At 42.4% G+C, this 22,535-nt stretch carries 18 protein-coding genes and 2 pseudogenes; 10 read left to right on the top strand and 10 right to left on the bottom strand.

Annotated elements, in window-relative coordinates; genetic code table 11:
• Positions 1-3 precede the first annotated feature (3 nt).
• From KME09_10360 to KME09_10320, 9 genes are all read right to left on the bottom strand, one after another.
• On the bottom strand, positions 4-3,273 hold the full coding sequence (locus KME09_10360) for an efflux RND transporter permease subunit (GenBank protein MBW4534326.1): 3,270 nt from the start codon (positions 3,271-3,273) through the stop codon (positions 4-6).
• Between the two features lie 64 nt (positions 3,274-3,337).
• Positions 3,338-4,597 carry an efflux RND transporter periplasmic adaptor subunit gene (locus tag KME09_10355; protein MBW4534325.1) on the bottom strand — a complete coding sequence of 420 codons (1,260 nt, stop codon included), beginning with the start codon at positions 4,595-4,597 and terminating at the stop codon, positions 3,338-3,340.
• A 461-nt stretch (positions 4,598-5,058) separates the two neighbouring features.
• The gene (locus tag KME09_10350; GenBank protein MBW4534324.1) at positions 5,059-5,421 is read right to left on the bottom strand and encodes a DUF4278 domain-containing protein; all 363 of its coding nucleotides are present in this window, start codon (positions 5,419-5,421) and stop codon (positions 5,059-5,061) included.
• Between the two features lie 154 nt (positions 5,422-5,575).
• On the bottom strand, positions 5,576-6,403 hold the full coding sequence (locus KME09_10345; GenBank protein ID MBW4534323.1) for a photosystem II manganese-stabilizing polypeptide: 828 nt from the start codon (positions 6,401-6,403) through the stop codon (positions 5,576-5,578).
• Positions 6,404-6,679: 276 nt separating this feature from the next.
• Complete coding sequence (locus KME09_10340; GenBank protein ID MBW4534322.1) at positions 6,680-7,834, bottom strand: phosphatidylinositol-specific phospholipase C1-like protein; 1,155 nt, start codon at positions 7,832-7,834, stop codon at positions 6,680-6,682.
• Positions 7,835-7,860: 26 nt separating this feature from the next.
• The gene (locus tag KME09_10335) at positions 7,861-8,754 is read right to left on the bottom strand and encodes a DUF2993 domain-containing protein (protein ID MBW4534321.1); all 894 of its coding nucleotides are present in this window, start codon (positions 8,752-8,754) and stop codon (positions 7,861-7,863) included.
• 15 nt (positions 8,755-8,769) lie between these two features.
• A complete protein-coding gene (locus tag KME09_10330; protein ID MBW4534320.1) occupies positions 8,770-9,462 on the bottom strand; it encodes a hypothetical protein in 693 nt (230 codons plus the stop codon).
• Between the two features lie 169 nt (positions 9,463-9,631).
• Positions 9,632-10,897: an NAD(P)/FAD-dependent oxidoreductase gene (locus tag KME09_10325; GenBank protein MBW4534319.1), complete on the bottom strand. Its 1,266-nt coding sequence runs from the start codon at positions 10,895-10,897 to the stop codon at positions 9,632-9,634.
• A gap of 468 nt (positions 10,898-11,365) precedes the next feature.
• Entirely contained in the window at positions 11,366-11,923 is a 558-nt protein-coding gene (locus KME09_10320) for an HdeD family acid-resistance protein (GenBank protein MBW4534318.1), read from the bottom strand.
• 827 nt (positions 11,924-12,750) lie between these two features.
• On the opposite strand from KME09_10320, the gene KME09_10315 reads away from it, so the two are divergent.
• The 6 genes and pseudogenes from KME09_10315 to KME09_10290 all read left to right on the top strand — a co-directional run bounded on the left by KME09_10315 (position 12,751) and on the right by KME09_10290 (position 17,159).
• On the top strand, positions 12,751-13,320 hold the full coding sequence (locus KME09_10315) for a hypothetical protein (protein MBW4534317.1): 570 nt from the start codon (positions 12,751-12,753) through the stop codon (positions 13,318-13,320).
• Positions 13,321-13,359: 39 nt separating this feature from the next.
• On the top strand, positions 13,360-14,727 hold the full coding sequence (locus tag KME09_10310; protein MBW4534316.1) for a beta-lactamase family protein: 1,368 nt from the start codon (positions 13,360-13,362) through the stop codon (positions 14,725-14,727).
• Positions 14,728-14,749: 22 nt separating this feature from the next.
• On the top strand, positions 14,750-15,520 hold the full coding sequence (locus KME09_10305) for a glucose 1-dehydrogenase (GenBank protein ID MBW4534315.1): 771 nt from the start codon (positions 14,750-14,752) through the stop codon (positions 15,518-15,520).
• Between the two features lie 179 nt (positions 15,521-15,699).
• Positions 15,700-15,804, top strand: a pseudogene (locus KME09_10300) (IS1 family transposase).
• 131 nt (positions 15,805-15,935) lie between these two features.
• Positions 15,936-16,415, top strand: coding sequence for a nucleoside deaminase (locus tag KME09_10295; protein ID MBW4534314.1), 480 nt, complete (start codon positions 15,936-15,938; stop codon positions 16,413-16,415).
• 189 nt (positions 16,416-16,604) lie between these two features.
• Positions 16,605-17,159, top strand: a pseudogene (locus KME09_10290) (thiamine pyrophosphate-binding protein).
• Positions 17,160-17,168: 9 nt separating this feature from the next.
• On the opposite strand, the gene KME09_10285 reads toward KME09_10290, so the two are convergent.
• The gene (locus KME09_10285; protein MBW4534313.1) at positions 17,169-17,711 is read right to left on the bottom strand and encodes a PadR family transcriptional regulator; all 543 of its coding nucleotides are present in this window, start codon (positions 17,709-17,711) and stop codon (positions 17,169-17,171) included.
• Between the two features lie 124 nt (positions 17,712-17,835).
• Here KME09_10285 and KME09_10280 point away from each other — a divergent pair, with 124 nt between their 5' ends.
• The 4 genes from KME09_10280 to KME09_10265 all read left to right on the top strand — a co-directional run bounded on the left by KME09_10280 (position 17,836) and on the right by KME09_10265 (position 22,531).
• Positions 17,836-18,729 (top strand): pirin family protein, encoded by an 894-nt coding sequence (locus tag KME09_10280; GenBank protein MBW4534312.1) that lies wholly within the window; start codon positions 17,836-17,838, stop codon positions 18,727-18,729.
• A complete protein-coding gene (locus tag KME09_10275; protein ID MBW4534311.1) occupies positions 18,722-19,135 on the top strand; it encodes a hypothetical protein in 414 nt (137 codons plus the stop codon). The genes KME09_10280 and KME09_10275 overlap by 8 nt, the downstream gene beginning before the upstream one ends.
• 939 nt (positions 19,136-20,074) lie before the next feature.
• A complete protein-coding gene (locus KME09_10270; protein ID MBW4534310.1) occupies positions 20,075-20,308 on the top strand; it encodes a helix-turn-helix domain-containing protein in 234 nt (77 codons plus the stop codon).
• Between the two features lie 192 nt (positions 20,309-20,500).
• Positions 20,501-22,531 carry an N-6 DNA methylase gene (locus KME09_10265; protein MBW4534309.1) on the top strand — a complete coding sequence of 677 codons (2,031 nt, stop codon included), beginning with the start codon at positions 20,501-20,503 and terminating at the stop codon, positions 22,529-22,531.
• The last annotated feature ends 4 nt before the right edge of the window (positions 22,532-22,535 follow it).

Below are 22,535 nucleotides of genomic sequence, written 5' to 3'. Positions count from 1 at the left end.
CTCTCAAACTGGATTATCTCCTTGAAAGCGAGTTGTGGCAGGGGCATCGGCACGATCGCCCCTTTCTAAATCTTTGGCGTCTTTTACACGACCGTTAGAATTGTAGTCGTCATCATTGTCTCTGGGAGGTTTTTTATTGAGAAATTTCGCTTCTAAGCTTTTGATAACCACATAGAGGACTGGTACGATTAAAAAGCTCAGTATTGTCGATACCAATAGTCCGCCCACTAGAGCCGTTCCAATTGACCGACGGGAAGCCGAACCCGCTCCCGAAGCAATAACCAAGGGGAAGAAACCAACTAAGGAAGATACCGCCGTCATTAGGATAGGACGAAAACGTTCCTGGGCAGCTTCTTGTGCGGATTGGACAATTGAAACTCCCGTTTCCCGCGTTTGGTTGGCAAGTTCCACAATCAAAATCGCATTTTTACTGGCAAGACCAATTAACATTACTAGTGCTACCTGCACGTAGACGTTTCTATCTAACCCTGCTAAGGCAATAAAAGATAAAGCACCCAAAACCGCCAAAGGAACAGTTAACAAAATGATTAGGGGGTCGATATAGCTTTCGTACTGAGCCGAGAGAGTCAGGAAGACCATGATAATCCCAAACAGAAATACCAAAGCACCCAAACTACCAGCAGCCAGCTCTTCTTTAGCCAAACCAATCCAATCTCCAGTGACTCCAGGTAAGGCCGCTTGTGCTACTGCGGAATCTATAGCAGCGATCGCCTGACCACTGGAAAAGTCTTCGGCTGCCTCTGCTTGAATTTTAATCGAGCGATCGCCGTTGTAGTGATAAATAATTTGCGGCCCAACAATGCGAGAAACTGTGGCTATTTCACCCAGAGGAATCATTTGTCCGACCCGCGATCGCACGTAGAGATTTTCTAGGTCATCGGGAGAATTACGAGCCTCTGCTTCTGCCTGCAAGAATACCCGATAGCTAAGTCCTTCCAGAGTAAAGTCATTGACATATTGAGAACCGACAAAAGCACCAATGGTTTGGAGTGCCGACTGAAAATCAATATTTAAAGCTTCTAATCGATCGCGATTGATATCTACCTGTAGTTGAGGCGTACTGGCTGTGAACTGGGTAAAAGCCGAGCCAACCGCAGGGGACTGATTGGCTTGAGCAATAATTTCTTGAGCATTTGCCAGAAAATTATCGATATCCAAGCTACCGCCACTTTGGTTTTGTAGCTGTAGTTCGATCCCTCCAGTGGAGCTAAACCCAGGAATGGGGGGTAAGTTAAAAGCAGCAATGGTTGCGTCTTCGTTTACATAGAATTGTTGGTTAAGCCGTTCGATGACTTTTTCTGCGGTTTGAGCCGATCCAGTTCGCCGATCCCAAGTCTTGAGTTTGGCAAAGAACACCCCTTTATTGGGGCCCGCGCCTTCTAAACCAATACCGCTAGCGACAAAATAATCTTCTACTTCAGGAGTATTTTCAAAAGTCTCGGAGACAAATTTGGTAACTCGATCTGTATAGCTCAAGGATACTCCATCAGGAGCTTGGATGATTCCCAAGAAAACCCCCTGATCTTCTGGAGGGACAAAACCTCCTGGCACTGCTTTAAACACCATATAAGTCAAAAACAGACCCAGGACAAATAAGCCAATTACAAAGTAGCGAATGCGAATGAGAAACTTAACGAAAGCCGCGTATAGGTCTATAACCCAGCTTAAGAAGCGATTAAAGGGCGTAAATATCTTATCTAGAAATCCTTTCTTGCCATTGTTATTTGACTGAGTTTGCTCTGACGATCTGAGCAGGATCGCAGACATAGCGGGAGTAAAAGTCAGGGCGTTAAAGGTTGATACCAGCACGGAAAAGGCAATAATTAAGGCGAACTGCTGATAAAGAATTCCAGTTGTGCCTGGGAAAAATGCCACGGGAATAAATACCGCCATCAGTACTACAGAAGTGGAAAGAACCGCCCCTGCAATCTCGTCCATCACTACAAAAGATGCCTTTCTTGGTGTCATTCCCGACTCAATCTTAGCGGTAATTGCTTCGACAATCACGATCGCGTCATCGACAACTAGCCCTGTGGCTAGAATCAAACCAAACAAAGTCAAGCTGTTGAGTGAAAATCCCAAGACAAAAGCAAATCCCAATGCACCGATTAGTGAAACGGGAATCGCCACGGCGGGAATAACTGTGGTGCGCCAATCTTGAAGGAAGATAAAGATAATGATGATTACCAAAGCGATCGCTTGAAGCAAGGTGATAAAAACCTCTTTAATCGATACTTGAATAAAGTCAGTGGTATCGTACACCAGGGATTTAACTAGTCCTGGAGGAAAATTTTGACTTAGTTCTTCCATTGCATCTTTGACGTTATTACCGACATCTAGGGCATTACTCCCAGGAAGTTGAGAGATTGAAATACCGATCCCTTCTTGTCCATTAACGCGAGCATTGGCTGTATAGTTTTCCGCCCCAATTTCTGCATAGCCCACATCTCTTAGATGCACCACAGAACCATTGTCCAAGGTTTTAACTACCAAATTTTCAAACTCAGCTTTACTTTGAAGACGACCTTGAATCTTAACTGGTAGCTCATAGTCTTGATTTCCAGGGGTAGGCTCTTGACCGATAGAACCTGCACCAATTACTACGTTTTGCGAACTAACAGCCTGGGATACATCCAATGGACTCAATCCTCTAGCTGCTAACGCTTGGGGATCGAGCCAGAGCCTCATGGCGTTTTCTTTTGCCCCAAATACGGTAACGTCTCCTACCCCCTCAATCCGCTTTAAAACATTAGTGACATTGGCATCGACATAGTTACTAACAAAAATGTCATTATATACCCCTGATTCACTATAAATACCAAAGATCAGGAGGATACTACTAGATGCTGCTTCGGTAGTAATCCCCCTTTGTTGGACTGGGCTGGGCAACTGTGGTAAAGCCTGTGCTACACGGTTCTGGACGTTAACCTGAGCAATATCCTTATCAGTTCCTGTGGGGAAATAAATAGAGATATTACTACTGCCTGCATAACTTTCAGAGGTTGAGTAATCCATTCCTGGGACACCGTTAATTTCCTCTTCCAAGATTGTGGTGACAGTATCTTCAATAGTTTCTACGTCTGCCCCCGTGTATGTGCTTGACACCTGAATCTGCACGGGAGAAACATCGGGGAGGTAGTTAATCGGTAGCAGGGGAATACAGACCCCTCCCAGCAGGACAATGACAATAGTACAAACTGTAGTTAATACTGGGCGTTTAATAAAGTTTCCAGAGATAGAGAATACACCCATAGTTAATTTTAATATTTATAAGGTTGGCGATTAATAATTTAAAAGTAGTTAAGCAAAAACCTGCCTAAGATTTAGGTTCAATGGGCGCACCATCTCGTAGCTTGAGGATATTCGAGACGGCAATGCGATCGCCTGTTTCTAATCCTGCAATGATTTGGAAACTGTTGTCCTGAATAGCTCCCAACTCTACAGGAGTTAGGTTAACAACCTCTTGACCGTTTTCGTTAGGCTCATCGCTGACTTGATAGACAAATTCCTTGCCCCCTGTTCGAGAAATCGCCCCAGTTGGAACTAAAATTCCGCTCTCGGTGTTCCAGGTAAGACGCGCCTGCACATATTGTCCATTTCGTAATTCGCCTTCATTATTAAAGCGGGCTTTTGCCAAAATAGTTTGGTTTTCTCGGTCAACCGTTGGGGAGATAAAGGTAATCTTACCTGTAGATAATTTTTCTTTGGTAGTAGGATCGATTAAATCTAAGGGTAAACCAAGCTTAAGCTGATTTGCTCGATTAGATGGGACTTGAATGTTTAAGAATAAGTCATCTAATTGGGTTATTCTCGCCACTACAGATTGACCAGCAGTTACATAAGCTCCCTCCTTCACGGGAAAATCATCCACAATCCCAGCGATAGGAGCTTTAATCGTTTTATAACCCGTACTTACTGAAGCAGCGTCTGCCTGTGCCTGTGCCTGACGAATATTAGTTTGTGCTTGGTTTATCTTAATTTCGGCTGTGGAAACATCTTGTTCTGCACTAATTAAATTGTTTTTTGCTGCTTCGGCTTTTTGTAATGTTTCGTCTAAGCGAACCTGTGCCACTCCTCCTTCGTCAAATAGCTCCTGTACGCGAGGTACATATTTACTAATTAAATCGTAGTTAGTTTTGGCACTATCCCGTTTAGCTTTGGCAATGTCGAGCTGTTTAAGCGCATTTTGATAATCGTCTTTGGCAACATTGACCGCTTCTAAAGCTGCTTGATAGTTGGGTGCGCTTTCCCCAGGCTCTAACTCCATAATAGTTTGTCCCGCCTCAACTCGCTCCCCAGCTTCAACTAAAATCTTTTTAATGCGTCCTTGAATTTCGGGATTAACCTCAACGACCTTGACCGCTTCCAAGTTACCGACAAACTCAGAGCGATCGCCAATCGTATCAGACTGTAATTTTACTATTTCAACAGGTATCGCACTTGCTTGAGCATTTGCTTCGGCATCAGCTTTCGCATCTGAGCTAGAATTGCAGGCAGCACTTAAAAATGAAATGGATAGAGTTGCTCCTAATAGGACAGGAGACAAACGCCTTTTGATAGTCGTTCTAACTTTCATGAAAACTAGGATATTTTGGACATTAATACTTTTCTTAAGAGATTTATTTATTACCGCTTGCCTTTTATAGTTGCGTAGATACCTCGATAGGCAATCATGCCATTGATAGAGATCGTTCTTTTTAAGCGTGTGTTGAGAAAGGGCTAATCTTCAAGCCAGAACAAGCGTATTGCAACCATGCAGTAAAAAATAAAACTGGTTTTACGGGCGTTGCTGAATCTGGGTATACCATATCCGAAGGTGTATCCGTGATAGACAATGTGATTTTTAATTTTAGGTCATCGATAGAAAATTAAAAAAGCTTATAGCTTATAGCTTATGGCTACGAACAGTTTACTTATCGGTTTCACGTTGTACCCTTGTCCTAAAGGATAAGCTTCGCAAATGGTATACTTCAAATCAGCAACGCCGTAGTGATGAATACGATCTGTAGCCTTCGGATTGCGTAATCTCCAGTTTAGTTAGCGGTAATAAGTAAGGCCACGATATTTCAACTTAGTTTTCTGTTGTGCTTTTAAAGCCTTGGTTTTCTCAATCTGTAAGGTTAGATCCCAACAGCGATTGAGTTCTTTATTCTCCAAATACCAACACGCTTCTAAAAATTCTCTTTTGTGTTCGTACGAAAATGCGACTGGATCGAACACTGTTTGCGATCTAGATTTATTCAATAGCTGTTTGATATATTTAATCAAAGGAAATCTATGATCGATATTTGCTTCGAGAGAATTTCCTCGATAGATAATCTCATTTTTTACTACATCTGTTGATGTTAAAAAATTTTGTTTTTCTCGATCGTATTGTATTCCGCGATAAGTTAGTTTCATTTCTTTCACCTCTATTATTGTGTCGATATGAGGTGCGTTCCTTCAGGATATTGAAATAGTTCCTTACTTCCGTCTTTTCTTTAACTCGCAGAAAAGATGAACGATGTTACAGTTTTATCTTCTATTTTTTACGCTGATAATCCTTGTAAGCTAACTATGCATTATCTACAATTCTGCCGTAGAAAATGCCTTTGATTTTAATTTCTTCTGGTTCTCCTGCACCCAAGTCTGTCGCAGAAAACTGTTCGCTCTCAAATACTCCAGTAATTTCTCCCGTATCACTATCAATTTTCGTGACGTTCAAAGACATTTTACCTTTGCTAGAAACAAACTCTTTAACGTTGGCTTTAGAGAATCTTGGATCGTCGGCAAGTCCTGGCAAAGCTACAGCGTGATCGTAACCTCTAGCAAAACTACGTCCTTTGGGATCGAGAAATACTGCTCCGCGATAGGAAGGAACGTGGAATTCACCCTCAAAATCAGTTGAAGTATTAATGCTATCGGTGCTAGCTGTAGTAGTTCCTTGGAATTGCTTGGCTGTAAACATAAAAGCAACTTCTTTACCACCAGGCAAAAGAATCGTAGTTGGTTGAAAATCGATTCCATCAATCTCGGTAAAGGTTAGAGTACCATCATCGTTGGTGTCGATAGTTCCCCGAATGTGGTCGAGACTAGAGGTATATCTAGTTAACAGCTTTCCTTCAATAAACTCGGCTTTTTGACGCTTACTGACAGGTTCTTCTTTGACAAAGAATTCCCTGGGTTCAATACACATGTCTTGGATTGCATACTGTTTGCCAGCCTCAATGGGAATCGTACCACGGCTGCTTTCGGGTAATGTTAAACAAGAGTTGGCGAGTCCTGTATTTACAATGTCGTCGTAGCTTAAGTCTCTTTTATCCACTTCACCAGAATTGCTACAGGCAGTTAGGACTCCCAAACATAAAGCAAGGAAGCAAGCAATAATCGAACGGTTTCTCATAACTTTAATCTTTTTGAATTTAATGAAGATTGAATAAGAGTGGAAGTCTTTCAAGCAAGATGCCATTGCCATAGAATGAGGTTTTTATAGGCGCGACAAACAGTCTTGGTTAACACTCTACATAGAAGATTACAAAAAAACTTATGAGGAACTTATGAGTCACAAACTCAATAATATTTGAAATTTTCATCCTTTAATCGAGAAGATCTCGTTTAGAGGTGATGTTAAAATCCTTGTCTAGATATAGATCATATTCTTTACCATAGTCTATCCAAATCACTTATCCTCAATACGACAATTTTTATCAGTATTCCAGGGATTACAACGAATCAAGGAATTTCCAGAAAACAACCGCTTAAATTTTGAAAAGTATTCCCTAGGGTTGGGAAAATCAGTACTAATATATTGTGCGCCACTTCTAATTGCTGCTTCGCGTCTTTCGGTACTGTCAAGTCTTTTTTCTAAAGTGTCTGCATCGGCACGAGTACGAACTATGTAGCCATCTTTAACTAAGCTGGGAATATCTATTCTCGGTTGGTTAGTATTGATGAATACCGCCTCATTTTCTCCTGGTTCTCTGGCGGTGGTAAATAGAGTTGCTCCTTTCATTCCTGGATATCTTTCTAAATAGAGTTCGCTGCGATTGTCCATCAAGAAAATCATCTTCCCTCTAGCTGAAGCTAGGGTAGGCCAGCCTTCACTTTCGATCGCCTGTTTTAGAATTGAATAATTACCGCGCAAATCGTCAGGAACAATTAATTCTTCTCGATCGAAGACAGCATTGATTTCTTTATCGATCTCGTCAATATTTTGAGCGTCAAACTTAACTGGTTTGGTCAGATCTAAAATCATTTTGTCTGGTATTACCATTCTAGGATAAGCCTTATTCGAGGCTTCAATTAGCACTACAATTGGTAAATGCTGAGGGTTATTATCAGACCAGGTTTTTATTTCTTGCAAGCATTTCGTAAAGGTCAAACAGGTACTTCGGTAGTCAAAATCCTGCATATGAATTATTTTTAATCCTGGCTGCTGCATATCTCCATCAGGATCGAAGTTGGGATCGGCAGGTAAACCACTTTTTTCGACCAGGGAATCTCCCAGAGGTTTGGCATATAAACCCCCTTCAGGGTCTAACATTAGATCTAGCTCTATTTGCCGAACACCCAGATCAAATTGTTCGGATAACGGTAGATGAGTATATTCAAAAGTTCCTAATAATAATCTTGCTAACCAGTTAGCATCTGATAAAGCCTTAGATAAATTAGGCGCAGGTCTTATGTGGTAAGAATTATGAGTGCCTAGAGATTGCAGCTGATTGAGTTTCAGGTTTTGGGGTTGAAATTTAACTTCAGCTTTAATAGTTTTGGCAAACAAACTAATTAAAGTTAATATGCTGACTACAGCACCGCCCCAGATATATTTTTTCATAATTTACTATTACTTAGAAGCTTAAATTACTCATCGAGAAACAGTTCAGCAGCTTTAATTAAGCCACGTGCATCCAGTAGTGCGGTGGCTGCATATTTATTCGCGCCAATAAATAGAGCTAGCTCAAGTTCATCTTGGTTAGATTCCCATTCAATCACTCTAACTTTAATTCCTAGCTCTTCTAAAGCTTTGAGAGTAACAGGTGTAACAACAAGTACCCCCTGTTCTGGTTCAACTTCTTCTCCGTCGATAAATACCTGTTGCTCGGTTAATCTAAAACTAAGGCCATCAACCACTTTTAACGTAAACTTAAAATCTACATCTAATTCTTCATCCTTAGTACCATCCTTTCGGTCGAAACCAGAAATTTTCATTTTTAAAGCAATGCGATTTTCGCCAATCAAATCCAGAGCAAAACTAGAAATTTCAAAATCTCTTCTTACATAGTTATATTCGGCTATTCGATTGAGAGTTTGTTGTAATCGCCGTCTAACAGTCCTATTGATAAACGGCGATTGCAGTATATTATCGAGTTGTTCTTGAGTTAAAACCGCCCTCGATGCAATATTGACTGGTTGTTCAAATAGTTCTCGTAATCTCAAGGTAGGAACACCATCAATTTCTGTTAATATATCCTGCTGTAACCATTCCTTTAGCTTGATGTTAATCCCGTCTACATCTAATTCTAGGACTTTGAAAGCGATCGCTCGACTAATTTTTAAATCGCGGGTGGCAACTCTAACACGTTTTACTTTTCCCCCTAAAAGATCGTGATTGGGTGCATTATCGATCCGCACTGCAATAGTATCTACTGACTCGATCTGGGATTCAATCTTATTTTTCAAAATTTTATCTCCCACCGCATTAACGGAAGTTGCGATCGCCAGTATTCCCGACATGATACTTATTAATAATTCCATTTATCTGCTCGATTTCTAATAAAACAACCACTCTAAATTCAGTCCGAAGCGACTATCTTCATCCTCAACTGAATTTTGCCTTTCGATCTCCCCAGATAATCGCAAATTAGAAGTCAGAGCGTAACCAGCAGAAAACAAGGTAATTCCTACTTCCTCACTGCCTCCTGGACTTATAAAGCTTTGAGATACAGAAATATCTCCGCCTCCCGTTCGCGAAAAAGACAACATCAATCTAACTCCCAAATGAACCCCATCGGTAGAAAAGTCGTTGCTTTGAACGTAGCGATAGCCAATCAACGGCGCAAAATTAAGATAGTCACCAAGGGGTAAGAGAAAATAGTGTAAGTCCGCACCAAAAGCATTGCGATCGCCGTTAAATGCCGTCTGATAATCAGCACTAATAGTTAAACCAGTGCGCTCAATAAAAATATCTTCAATTCCAAGATTAAGTCCCTTCGCATCATCGGTAGAGGGAAAGGCAGTAAAACCTAGTCGCAAACGGGTGACAAAAGCAGGATCTTGTTTTATTGCTTCTAATACGTTTGGTACTTCCTCTAGCCATTCCTGTAATACAGGACTTTGCTCGATTTCTTTTACAGGAATATCGATCTTACTATCTTCTTCAGATCTCTCTTGAGCAGTAGCGGGGGAAACTAATAAACCTAGAAACAAACAATTACCAATTAAAACTAAGGAAAATAATCTCATATAGGCTAATGCCGTTTTAAAATCTCTGAGATTAACTATAGGTGAATTTTTCTCAACTTCAGAAAACAACAAATTTAGGTGAGGAAAAATAGGGAAAGTTTGGTTTTTAGACGAAACTTACGCCCTGTTTTTTGCCTCCTGCCTTTCAATGCGGAAGCCTTGTTAAAATCTACTTCGATGAATGATGATGACGATTGAAGATTTCGTCAGTAAGCCATTCTGTACTTGCTTTAAAGTTATGCAGGGGAGTCGGCAGCATTTCTAAGTAAGTCTGGTTGCGAATTAGATTTCCTGCTCTTCCTTTGACCTGTATTTTATCAAACAGATTGGCAACTGCTTCGTTTAGTCCTAACTTTATTAAAGTTCCTCGCATATTTGCGTCAACCGAATGGGTTTCTTTATTTTTAGATAGGGCGATTAAATTGTCGGCAATACCCTTCGCCTGTTGATAGGCAATTTGGGCTACTGGGGGCAAGGCATGGTCTTTAACTGTCGCACAGTCGCCTGCTGCAAACACTTCGGGAAAATCGACTAATTGCAAAGTGGATCTTACCAGAGGAGAACCATGTTCATTTTTGCTTTCATCTTTTATCTGCGTCAAAGATTCAATTAAAGGATTGTTAGCTATGCCCGCAGTCCAAATTGCGGTTTTAGTCGATAGCGTTTCAGTTTCGTCTCGATTTACTAATTGATATTGCACAGAGTCTGAATCCACTGCTGCAACTTTTGCTCCTAAAAGTAGTTCGACAGGAACAGTGCGGTTTTTCAAAGCTTCCTGGGCAGTTTCTCGAAGATTTATATCATCTTTTGCCAAAATTTCTGTAACGAAATCCATCAGCACGATGCGAATATCTTCAATATCACCACCCAAGCTTGTATACCAGTGTGGTAGTAGATCGGCTAAAGTCGCTGCCGTTTCAATTCCTGAATGACCTGCTCCTACGACGGCGAAGGTTAACAACTTGCTGCGTTCTGCTTGAGATTCAGTTTGACTGGCTCGTTGCAAACATTGTCTAATATGCCGTTCTAGTTTTACCGTATCTGCCCCAGTGCGGAAAGGAAAAGCGTTTTCTTCTGCTCCCTCAGTACCAAAATAGCCTTGACTACTACCTACCCCTAAGACTAAATAACGATAGTTGTAAGACAAACCAGAAGCTAATTCTACCTGACGCTGTTCCAGGTCGATACCAGTTACCTTACCCTGTACAAAAGCTACCTTAGTGCCTTTTAGTAGTTCCTTGTATTGAGGTAAAACCTGTTTGTCATACATTTCCCCAGATAGGTATTCATATAGCAAAGGTTTAAAAACAAAACGTTCTGTAGAATCGATGAGAATTATTGGCTCGGGGTAACGATCGTGGCTGAGGTATAAGGCAGTAAAAAGTCCGACGAAACCCCCGCCGACGATAACAGTAGGTTCAGTTGAATTGTTCATGATTTTTAAGTTTTGTAGGTGAGTAAATTTTTGAGAAAAGCTTGGGTGGTATCTTTATAAAATACGCTTTGTTCGACGATGATGACGGCGCAGTATAAATTTAAACAGTGCGTCGGTCAGAAATGAGGATGAGCAGCGATCGTATCAGTAAAACAGCTAAAGACGCGCACCTTCAGGAAGCCGCTCTGCCAAAAGCAATTTTTGAGTCATAAGTCTATCTTTTAAGCTATTAGCTATTAGCTTTTAGCCTCTAGCTCTAAAGTCCTCGAAAATAAACGTCTTGTCCGCTAAGAGCTATGGGTTTAAGACCCCCGCCAAAACGAAGCTTGGCGGTACATTATTCAGTGGTGGGTCACAATCCTAAGAGCCTGTCATTTAGGGTTTCCCCAGATGTTTATACGGCACGCCCACTGAATATTAAATGCCAACGCCAACCGATAACTTAAGCTAAAAGCTAAGAGCTAACGGCTAATAGCTATTGAACTCTGGCACTGGTCTTGAAGCAGGAAATATTATTACTTCAATGCCGTTGATAATTAGGCTAATACCCACGTATACTCCAAGTATCCAACTAGCATCGAATGGCCATTGCGACCAAATGAGAATGCCGAGAATAATGCTGACAATACCATTAAACAGAACCCAACCCCACTTTGGCAGAGGACGTAATTGAAAAGCCTGAATTACGCGAAAAACGCCATCGAGAAAAATATAAACTCCCAAGACAAGAGTTAATGTAAACACTCCTGCTAATGGGTAAACTAATAAGAGAATCGCAACAATTATAGAAATGATACTAAACAGTAGCTTAAGTAACAATCCTCCTACGCTTCTCGATTTAAAGGCATAGATAAACTGAACGATACCATAAACTAGCAAAAGCCAAGCGTATATTAGTTCTACAGCTATAGAAGCTAAGAACCAAGGTCCAATCAGGGCAATAATTCCTAGCACGAGCATAATGATGCCCATCGCTAGGATCGCTCCTGAATTCTGCCGATCTCTTCTATGTTCCTGAGTTCTCACTTGATTTCCTTCCTTAATTCAGTTTTTCTCTTCAGGTTTTGTTAATAGTTGCATTCCTCCTCGCTATCAAAATCGCTCCAGGAATAAACTTGATTGATGTTGTCTTGGCAAATTCAGAGATGCTCGTCAACTTTTTTTATTAATAAGCAAATAATTTGAGGAACTTATGAGGAGCTTTGGCAAATTTTCTCCTCAAAACAAAGTAATAATTTATCCAATTGCCTCTATCGAGCTTAGTAGAAGGGATCTAGGCGGTGAAATAAAAGAGCAAAATGCTATCTGCCATCGCTCGAAAGATCAAATGCACTGTCTATAACGAGGTTTCTTCGATCTGATAATTGCACATCCTAATACAATTCGATCTCGCAAAAGACGGCGTTGCTGAATCAAGGTATACCATATCCGAAGGTGTATGGTAAACCACTAGCTTCGCGTCGTCCTTTAGGACAATGTGATTTTTAACTTTTTCAGTTGATGACTAGAATTTAAAAAGCTAATAGCTAACAGCTAATAGCTACGAATAGATTACTTTTCGGTTTCACGTTGTACCCTTGTCCTAAAGGATAAGCTTCGCAAATGGTATACTTCAAATCAGCAACGCCCAATTTGGCATTTATTAACTTTTCTCATAAGTTCCTCAAAACTTCTAGCTATAAATAACGCAATAGCTTAAAAGTATTTCTACCGATTCAGCGATACATTGTATGTCTCGGTCAAGGAATATTTTTAAAGTTTATCTAACTCGACATATAATAAGGAGTTCAATTGCAATGTTTTTTCTAAAAGCTAGATCGACTGGTCTACTATTGTGCCTTGCAAGCACACTATTGCTGCTTAAACCATTATCGGCTGATGCTCAAGCGATCAAACAGTCAGACGTTTGGGATGGTAAAAGCCTAGAGTCTTTTAATGTAAAATCGGATGCTCAGAAGCTCGTACAATTTAAACGAGAAGAAGTAAAAGTAGATGTAGTAGAACCTGTAGAAACAAGAGAAAATAATAGATCTCGCAGCTATCTAGGTATTGGTGCAAATCTTGGCTTGGGGGGCGACGACACTGCTATTGGTAATGGTGCTTTTGCTGTCTTAGGTAAAGCTGCTTTAACCGAGCATTTTGCCTTACATCCTGCGGTGCTATTTGGCGATAAAAATACTATTCTATTGCCCGTAACCTATGGATTCCCCATTAGAAATAGTTCTTCAGAAATACTTTATCCCTTCGTTGGTGCTGGAATATCAATTAAAAAAATATTTGATGATTTCGATGTAAATGTTTTAGCAACAGCAGGATTAGATGTTCCGATTAGCGATAAGTTAACAGGAACAGCCCGTGTCAACGTAGGTTTTAATGATGATACTGATGTCGGCTTACTCTTAGGAATTGGCTACGGTATCTAATTTAGATCAACTACTCATGATGCATAGAAACAAGAATAAATGAAGCCTAAAAACAGCCTTTTATCATTTTCTCGTACTTCTAAAAATCTCTTAGCGATCGCCTCCGTACTTTTTGTTGTATTTTTTATCGCCGTGAATTCATCTGCACAGGATAACCAAAAAAAACAATATCTCTCCGCGGGAGAAAGCGACCCCATAAAAATGGGTTGGATGCAGGGGTTTCCACCGCCAGAAGATAAACGCTTGAAGCTTGCCAACGGCTCTTTCTTTGAGTTTCCTGCTTTGCGCTATAGTGTGGCGCACATGAGGCAGTTTATGCCTACAGTCGAAGTTTCCCGTGGAATAAAAAAACCACCAGTTCCCTTTGAATACAATCTCGATGAGAATATTGACACGCTAACTTTTGTCCCGTGGTCTGAGGATGAAGAGATGACTTGGGAGGCTTCTCTAGGAAAGAATTATACCGATGGCATACTTATCCTGCATCAAGGCAAAATCATTTATGAAAAGTATTTTGCTGCTTTAACCGAAGTTGGAAAACACGTAGCTATGTCAGTTAGCAAATCCTTTACAGGAACGCTGGCGCAGATGCTGGTTGCCGAAGGAGCGTTAGATGATAGCAAAACCGTAGCCGAATACGTCCCCGAACTAGAAAATTCTGGCTTTGCCGATGCCACCGTCAGGGAGGTAATGGATATGACCACCGCTCTAAAATTTAGCGAAGACTATTCCAACCCAAACGCAGAGATCTGGAAATATGCGATCGCGGGAAGTCCACTGCCCAAGCCCGAAAATTACAACGGGCCAGTTGGTTATTTTGAATACCTACAAACGGTACAAAAGGATGGCGAACACGGAGAAGCCTTTGGCTATAAAAGCGTTAATACCGATGCCTTGGGCTGGATAATTTCTAGGGCTACGGGAAAATCAGTAAATCAGTTACTTTCGGAAAAAATCTGGCAGAACCTTGGCATGGAACAAGATGCCTATTATTCTGTAGATGAATTAGCAATACCTTCTGCCGCAGGCGGACTAAGTGCGGGTTTGCGAGATCTGGGGCGTTTTGGAGAAATGATTCGCCTTGGAGGAAGTTGGCAGGGTAAACAGATTGTACCTCAAACTGTCATCGAAGATATTCAACAAGGCGGAAGCAAAGAGAAATTCGCCAAGTCAGATTATGACAAGCTGAAAGGCTGGTCTTATCGAGATATGTGGTGGATTACTAACAATGAAGGCGGTGCATTTGCTGCGCGAGGCATACACGGACAAACCATTTACATCGATCCTACGGCCCAGATGGTTCTCGTGCGTTTCGCTTCCCATCCTATTGCTGCCAATTCTGCTAACGATCCTTATTCTCTGCCTGCCTATCAAGCCGTAGCCGATCATTTAATCGAACAAAATTAACCACAAATAACACACAAATGTCATGAATACAGAACTATTTAACTTAGAAGGAAAAACTGCGATTGTTACTGGAGGCGGGAACGGCATCGGCAAAGCCTGTTGTTTGATGCTCTTTGATTCTGGTGCTAATATCGTAGTCGCGGATTTAAAAACAGAAGATGCTCAAAAAGTAGCCGATGAAATTAAGCAAAAAGGCGGAAAAGCGATCGCCGTATCCTGCAATGTAACCAAAGACGAAGAACTGACTAACTTAGTCAAGCGTACAGTTGATGAATTTGGCGGTATAAATATTTTAGTCAACAATGTTGGCGGTGGCGGTGCTGGAAAAGAAAGTCCGTCAGATATTTCGGTAGATGACTTTGCTCGAACTTTTCAACTCAATGTATTTAGTGCCTGGCGGTTGTCGCAACTGTGCGCTCCTGAAATGAAAAAGTCTGGGTATGGCTCGATTATCAGTATGTCTTCAATGTCATCCATAAACAAAAGTCCTGCTATCAGCGCCTATGCTTCATCTAAAGCAGCAATCAACCATATGACTGCCAATCTAGCCTTTGATTATGGTCCTGAAGTAAGAATTAATGCAGTAGCACCAGGAGCGATAAAAACTGATGCTTTGGCCTCGGTGCTGACACCAGAAAGGGAGCAAAAAATGTTGTCACATACGCCACTACAGCGACTAGGTGAGGTGCAAGATATTGCTGGTGCAGTGCTTTATTTTGCAGCACCAATATCGTCATGGGTAAGCGGTCAAGTGTTATTTGTCAACGGTGGTGGTGTGCAAACGTTGGATTAAACATCCGAAATTTGATACACCTGTTGCAAATTAAAAAACTAATTTTGGCGTTGGTAAATGAAGGTATGATAAATAAAAAGCGATTAGGCATAGCCTACGCTTCGCGATCGCTCTTTAAGGAAAATTATTTTCTACATAAGGAACAGGGACATCCCAAAATTTAAGATAATGAATTAAGTAATCGAAAAACGCTTTGCTATTCCAAATCTTTAGTTTTTCTCAGATATTCTATTCGTTTACTATTGCATTATCTAAAATTTAAAACTGTCCCTGCTTTTGCATGAAGCATTACGCATTTACCAACGCCTCATTGGTTCAAATATGACTAATTTTGCATATATTTATACCAATTGGATTTAGTATTATGTCCGATTGAGGCTTGAGAGAACGTAAGAAACAATTTTAGGAGACCTCCATGATTAACGACGCTGAGTTGCAGAATTTACACCGCTGCATAGAACTGGCAACCAAAGCTTTGGAGGCAGGAGACGAGCCATTTGGCTCTGTGCTTGTCGCTGCCGACGGAACCGTTCTCGCTGAGGAACGTAACCATGTCGGCTCTGGCGATCAAACTCGCCATCCAGAGTTCGCTCTAGCGCGCTGGGCGGCGGCGAACATGACCATCGAGGAAAGAGCAGCGTCGACCGTTTTCACCTCTGGGGAACACTGTCCGATGTGTGCTGCCGCTCATGGTTGGGTTGGGCTAGGACGTATTGTGTACATCAGTTCTTCCACGCAACTGTCTACTTGGCTCGCCGAGTTAGGGGTTTCAGCATCTCCTGTACGGAGTCTACCCATTAACGAGGTCGTTCCAAGCCTCGTGGTAGAGGGTCCAGTTCCCGACTTAGCTGAGCAAGTACGAGACTTACATCGTCGCTTCTACAGTTTTTCATGAGCAGCAAGATAATGCTTGGTTATGGGCGGATTAATCATGAAAGCAAAGAAGCTTTATCTGTTCTTGGCTTCATCTGTTTCTCAATAAGGAAGCTGTACAACTGTCTGGATTAAATGTACCTTTTAATCTAACGTTTATGTCTCAAAATCATGGTTTAATTAAATCTATAATCGTTTGATTTAATTTAGCGTGAATTCGGCGGCGATTTTTGCAGCCATGACCCGCCAGGTTCCTGAAAACGCCCTGATCTCGGTCGATGTGGGAAACAATACCTATTCCTTTGGACGATACTTTGAGTGCCGTGTTCAATCCGTGCTGATGTCGGGCTACCTGGGTTCGATTGGCTTTGGTTTTCTGGGAGCAATGGGAGCCTGGGCCGCTGTGGGACACGATGGTCTCCGACCGACCGAAGGTCATCGCCCCATTGTCTCTGTCTCAGGAGATGGCGGCTTTGGTCAGTATATGGGGGAGTTTACCACCGCCGTGAAATACAACATGAACGTTACCCATATCCTGCTCAACAACTGCGAACTGGGCAAAATCAGCAAGGAACAGCGAGCCGAGGAATGGGATGTGTGGCAGACCTCCTTACACAATCCCAGCTTTGCTAAGTATGCTGAAATCTGCGGTGGCATGGGTGTACAAGTCACTCAAAAGCAAGACTTAGACCAAGCGATCGCGGATACCCTAGTCTATAACGGTCTGGCGCTCGTGGAAGTGATGGCAGACGTGAACTCGATCTGAAAATGGAATTTACGTTGATTGGCTACGGATTGCTGCGATCGCCTTTTGCAACCAATCTAAATAAGTCTGTTCCCGTTGCTTCACTAAGTCCAAAACTAGTCGATGCAGTTTTTGTTCGTGCGATGCAGTCGGATTACTCAAAGATAGAGCCTCGATCTCCTCACACTGGGCTAGCTTTTCTTGCCGTGCTTCCAGTTCCTGCTCTAGCAGATCCACGATCGCCTCGTGAGGCAACTGAGCCGCAAAATAGAGCTGCACCAGCAACGGCTCTCGCAACACGGGCAACGGATGATGCGTCTGGAGCCAGTGGGTTAACTCTACTTCACCTGCTTCAGTAATTCGATAAACCTTGCGATTGGGGCGATCGTGCTGAATCTCGACGGTACAGGTAATCCACCCCTGTGACTCCAGTTTGTCTAAAGTCCGATAAATCTGTGCCTGATCTGCTGGCCATAGATGGGCAATGCAATCGTCAAAGCACTTGGTTTTGAGGTCGTAGCCTGTCCGCTCCTGTTGTTGGAGCAGACCCAGAATCACATGGGCAAGAGACATAGGCGGTTTACCGAACGAACAGGGAGGGCAAGCCCTACCCATAGAATTTATATACTTCTATGCTAATATATGACTAATCATATATAGGACAAGTTTTGTAAACTGTTTGCTTGGAGGCAACTGTATGACAACTCAAACTCAAACACTCCGAACCGTTGCTGGAATCATTAATAGTGTAGAAACGCTTGAAGGAGCCGGCTTCCTGGTGCGTCGTCCTTTTCCCAAGAGTAGCTTTTCCGAGTTTGACCCCTTTCTCCTCCTCGATGAATTGGGTCCCGTGAATCAGAAGCCCGGTCAAGCAAAGGGCGCACCAGATCATCCCCATCGTGGCTTTGAAACCGTCAGCTACGTCCTGGATGGACGGCTGGAACACAAGGACTCGGTCGGTCATGCCGGACTGCTCAATCCCGGTGATGTGCAGTGGATGACCGCTGGAGCAGGCGTAGTACATTCCGAAATGCCAGAAGCTGAGTTTACCCGCACGGGTGGGCGACTGCACGGCATTCAACTCTGGGTCAACTTGCCACAGCGGGACAAGATGATTGCTCCTCGCTATCAGGAAATTCCGTCAGCGCAGATTCCAGTGGCTCAGACCAAAGATGGGTCAGTGACAGTGCGAGTGATTGCGGGAGAATCGTTGGGGGCGAAAGCGGTGATTGAAACCCGCACCCCGATTATCTATCTGCACTTCACGCTCCAACCGGGAGCAAGCATTGTTCAATCGGTACCGAAAGAGTACAACGCCTTTACCTATGTCCTCGATGGGTCTGGTTTGTTTGGCACTGAGCAGGAACGGGGTGAGGATGGGCAAATGGTGATTTTTGCACCTGATGGTGAGGAAGTGGCGATCGCTAATCCTGCGGATGCCACCCAACCCCTCGATCTACTGCTGATTGCTGGAGTGCCACTGAATGAACCTGTGGTGCGCTATGGTCCTTTTGTGATGAATACTGAAGCCGAAATACTGCAAGCGATCGACGATTACCAAAATGGAAGGATGGGACATATTTATGCTTAACACACTTCAACACCGCATTACCCAACATCAACTGCTGACCGATATACGCATCAAGTTATTGCATTTGCATAAACTGTTGTTGGATACAGAGCGTATTCATTACGAACAGGTGCGCGGACGGGTCTCTAACAGCGAATTGCTGCAACTGGCGATCGATCACGATCAATTTGCCTGGTTGCATCGCCTTTCAGAATCGATCGTGCAAACTGATGAGTTAATCCACTCTGATGAGCCTATCACCTCTGAGGCGATCGCTGTCATTGCTGATGTTCGGATTCTACTCACACCTGATGAAGCTGGAAATGACTTTGCTGTGAAGTATGATGCGGCGTTTCAACACAACCCCGATGTGGTGTTAGCTCATGCTGATTTGGTTACACTGCTAGCGACTAAGGTTCAACTATAAATTGAGCAGTTCGTCCAGATTAAATTTAATCTAGACGAACTGCTTTTATGCATTGTATTTACCGAATCGTAAGCATTCGCGACGTGTTCAGGTGTACTCTCAAACAAATCAGTGCATCCGATTCTAACTTAAGTTATAGCCAACCTTCTACTCCGCGATCGCATGGCGACTCTATCAATTTGTACTGTAAAAATTTTAACTTGATATAGACGACAGCTTGAAGGCGATCTCCTATATTGAATTTATAGCAAACAGTTATGCAATCAAGGGATTGAGCAAGTAAATTGCAAGGTTTCATTGAGAGGGCGTAAGCCAACTTTTGTATTTTTGTAATTGCAAAATAAATGATTTAAGCGTTTGTATAGCAACAGAAAAATTTTGGTCGAATAGCGAAATTTAATCAGACCAAAACATAGTCAACCGCCTTAATACGTTAGAGCAGGTTTAGTAATTCCAATGATTAAGTGAGATAAATTGATTCTGGAGAAGGATTTGAGCAGCTTCTAAATTAGCGATCGCAAACACGATTATTTTAAAGCTCATCATCAATGAGTAATCTTAGGCTCAAGAATGACTACTCTATTCCAGTTGTAGTGGATCTTAAAGTAGGAAAGTATTGGAGTTAAAAAAGTATTTGTACTAGGTACAAAAGTACTGTAGGTATTTCTCGATAGGACGCTAGATATAGAACTAAAATAACGTAATTTAAAGAATTTGTTAGCTATATTCCGCTACATTTGGTATGTGTAGCTCAATTTCGGATAATTGAAGATTTTATTGAGATTAAGGGTAAATCGCGATTACATCTGCTTGGGATCACAGCTATATTCGACAATATAACGTTTACGAAATCAAACAATATATCAAATAAATAAATAGAAGCTCAATATAACTTAAATGAGCTTTATTGCACCTATGCAGTCAATAAAAATCAGCGCGATGAAACAGCCTCAAGTAGGTGAGTTGATTCGTTCGCTTCGACAGAAGCTCAATCTGACCCAACAGCAGCTAAGTGTTGAATTAGGAGTAGTTACGCCAACGGTTAACCGATGGGAAAACGGTCATTCTCAACCTTCTCCAATGGCTCTCAAGCTAATTGAGGCAAAGCTTACAGAGTTAGGAAAACGAGGTGATGAGTTACTGGAAAACTATCTAGCTAAATCAGTTAACTAAAACTGTCAGCCTTTTAATCAAGGCGAAACGAAATTTAATCACTAACTTCTTGAACGGGTCGCTCATGGGGCTTGCACCGCTTAGTTGGGTGGAAACCCCCAAGACCGCGCCCGTCCGCTAATATTCACGTCTTTACGCACTTATCGGCAGTGCGTGACAGGGATTCTGCGTGCTTTTTTATGGAGAATTATTATGGTTCAAGCTCCAATTAAATCCGAAAAAATTAAATCTTTAAGCTTTACGACTCAACAGTTTAAATCTGTTATGAGTGGTGATGAAAAAAGCCGTGTTGAAGCCCTCAAAGAACTATTAGATTATCCGATCGCACTGCGCGATCGCTCTGGTTCTCGATTTTGGTTTTTGCGACCAGGAGAAAGTCACTCAGCAGCAGAAGAGACACAGCCGATCGCAGTTGGGTTTTATGACGAACTTAATTCTAAGGGCGATCGCGAAATTAAGGCATTTTTAACCAGTCCCGAACAGCAGCAAGAAATTTATGGGCATTATATTGATCGAGTTAATGAACAGAAACCTGTGATGTATTTGCTGTTGCCATCGGGAGAGACAGGGCAGGCGACTTTGGTATTGCCGACTGAGGGCGGGCTAAAGCAGCGGAATATTCAAAACTTTGAGATGGGATCGGCGGAGTTGCGATCGCGTCTAGAACGCCTTAAACAGGGTACTCTACCTGTGGCGCACAAGGCGATGCTGTCGATTCCCCTGGCGGAGTTTGCGTTTTATAAGCCAATTGAAACTGCGAAGGAATTAGCCCAGCAATTAGCGACGGTGGCGAAAAGAATCGAAGGGATTATTCCCCAGGTTTATCGGCAGGAAAAGCAGGATGGTTATTTGCACAAGCTGTTGGCAAGTTTTCAGCAGGAATTACTACCTTTTTTGAAGCTGGAGGCGAAAACTGATAAGGAGTATGGGTTTGCCGATATCTACGCTCAGACGGTAGCTTATGCCTTATTTACGGCGCGAGTATTTAGTCATATTAGTTGGCAGAAAGAGTTGCAGCTAGATCCTGCGGTTAAGCAGCCATTGTTTGATCGAGAGTCAGCATGGCAGCAGTTGCCAGAGACGAATCCGTTTTTACGACAGTTATTTAAGGATGTTTCTAAGCAGAAAGCTGAAGATCTGGGTGATGAACTGATTACGGAGATTGCCAATATTTTTGGAATTCTGCGGGCGGCGAAGATAGAGGCGATTTTGAGTGATTTCTCCCAGACGGGAAATCGTGACGATATTATCATCCATTTTTATGAGCCGTTTCTAGCCGCTTACAATCCCAAGCTGAAAAAGAATCGTGGAGTTTACTACACTCCTGAATCGGTAGTTTCTTACATGGTGCGGAGTGTGGATATTCTGCTCAAGGATAAGTTTAACAAGCCGCTAGGGTTGGCAGATCCTGATGTGATGATTTTAGACCCAGCTACGGGTACAGGCACGTTTCTACTGTGGATTTTTCAGTTGGTGGAGCGGCGGTTTAAGGGGACTGATGGGGATGTAGAGTCTCAGCGGTTGATTAAGGAACGGTTTGGGGAGATGTCGTGGTCGCAATATGTGCGCGATCATTTGTTGCCGAGGGTGGCAGGGTTTGAGTTGTTGATGGCTCCCTATGCGATCGCTCACCTGAAGCTGAGTTTGTTTTTGCAGGAGAGTGGGTATGAATTCGATCCCAATCAGCGGTTGAAGGTGTATCTGACGAATACGTTGGATAATACCCCGCGCAAGTCTGAGACTCTATTTGATGAGTTTATTGCCGATGAAGCTCATGAGGCTACCAGCATTAAGCAGGATGAGCCAGTGATGGTAATTGTTGGAAATCCACCGTATTCGGGGCATTCGGAGAATAAGGGCGAGTGGATTAGCAATCTGCTCAAGGACTATTACCAAGTGGATGGAAAGCCTTTGGGTGAGAAGAATTCCAAGTGGTTACAGGATGACTATGTGAAGTTTATTCGGTTTTCTCAGTGGCGAATTCAGCAGACGGGGAAAGGGATTTTGGCTTTTATTACCAATCATGGTTATCTGGATAATCCGACGTTTCGGGGAATGCGGCGCAGTCTGGACAAGACTTTTGATGAGATGTATGTTTTCGATCTACATGGTAATAGCAAGAAGAAGGAAGTCGCACCAGATGGCTCGAAGGATGAGAATGTCTTTGATATTCAGCAGGGTGTCGCGATCGGTTTAATGGTTAAATTACCTGCTCAGGAGTAAATAA

The organism is Pleurocapsa minor HA4230-MV1 (genome assembly GCA_019359095.1).
Lineage (GTDB): Bacteria > Cyanobacteriota > Cyanobacteriia > Cyanobacteriales > Xenococcaceae > Waterburya > Waterburya minor.
The sequence above is the reverse complement of the archived record's forward strand: the minus strand, read 5'-3'. Positions and strand labels throughout refer to the sequence as shown.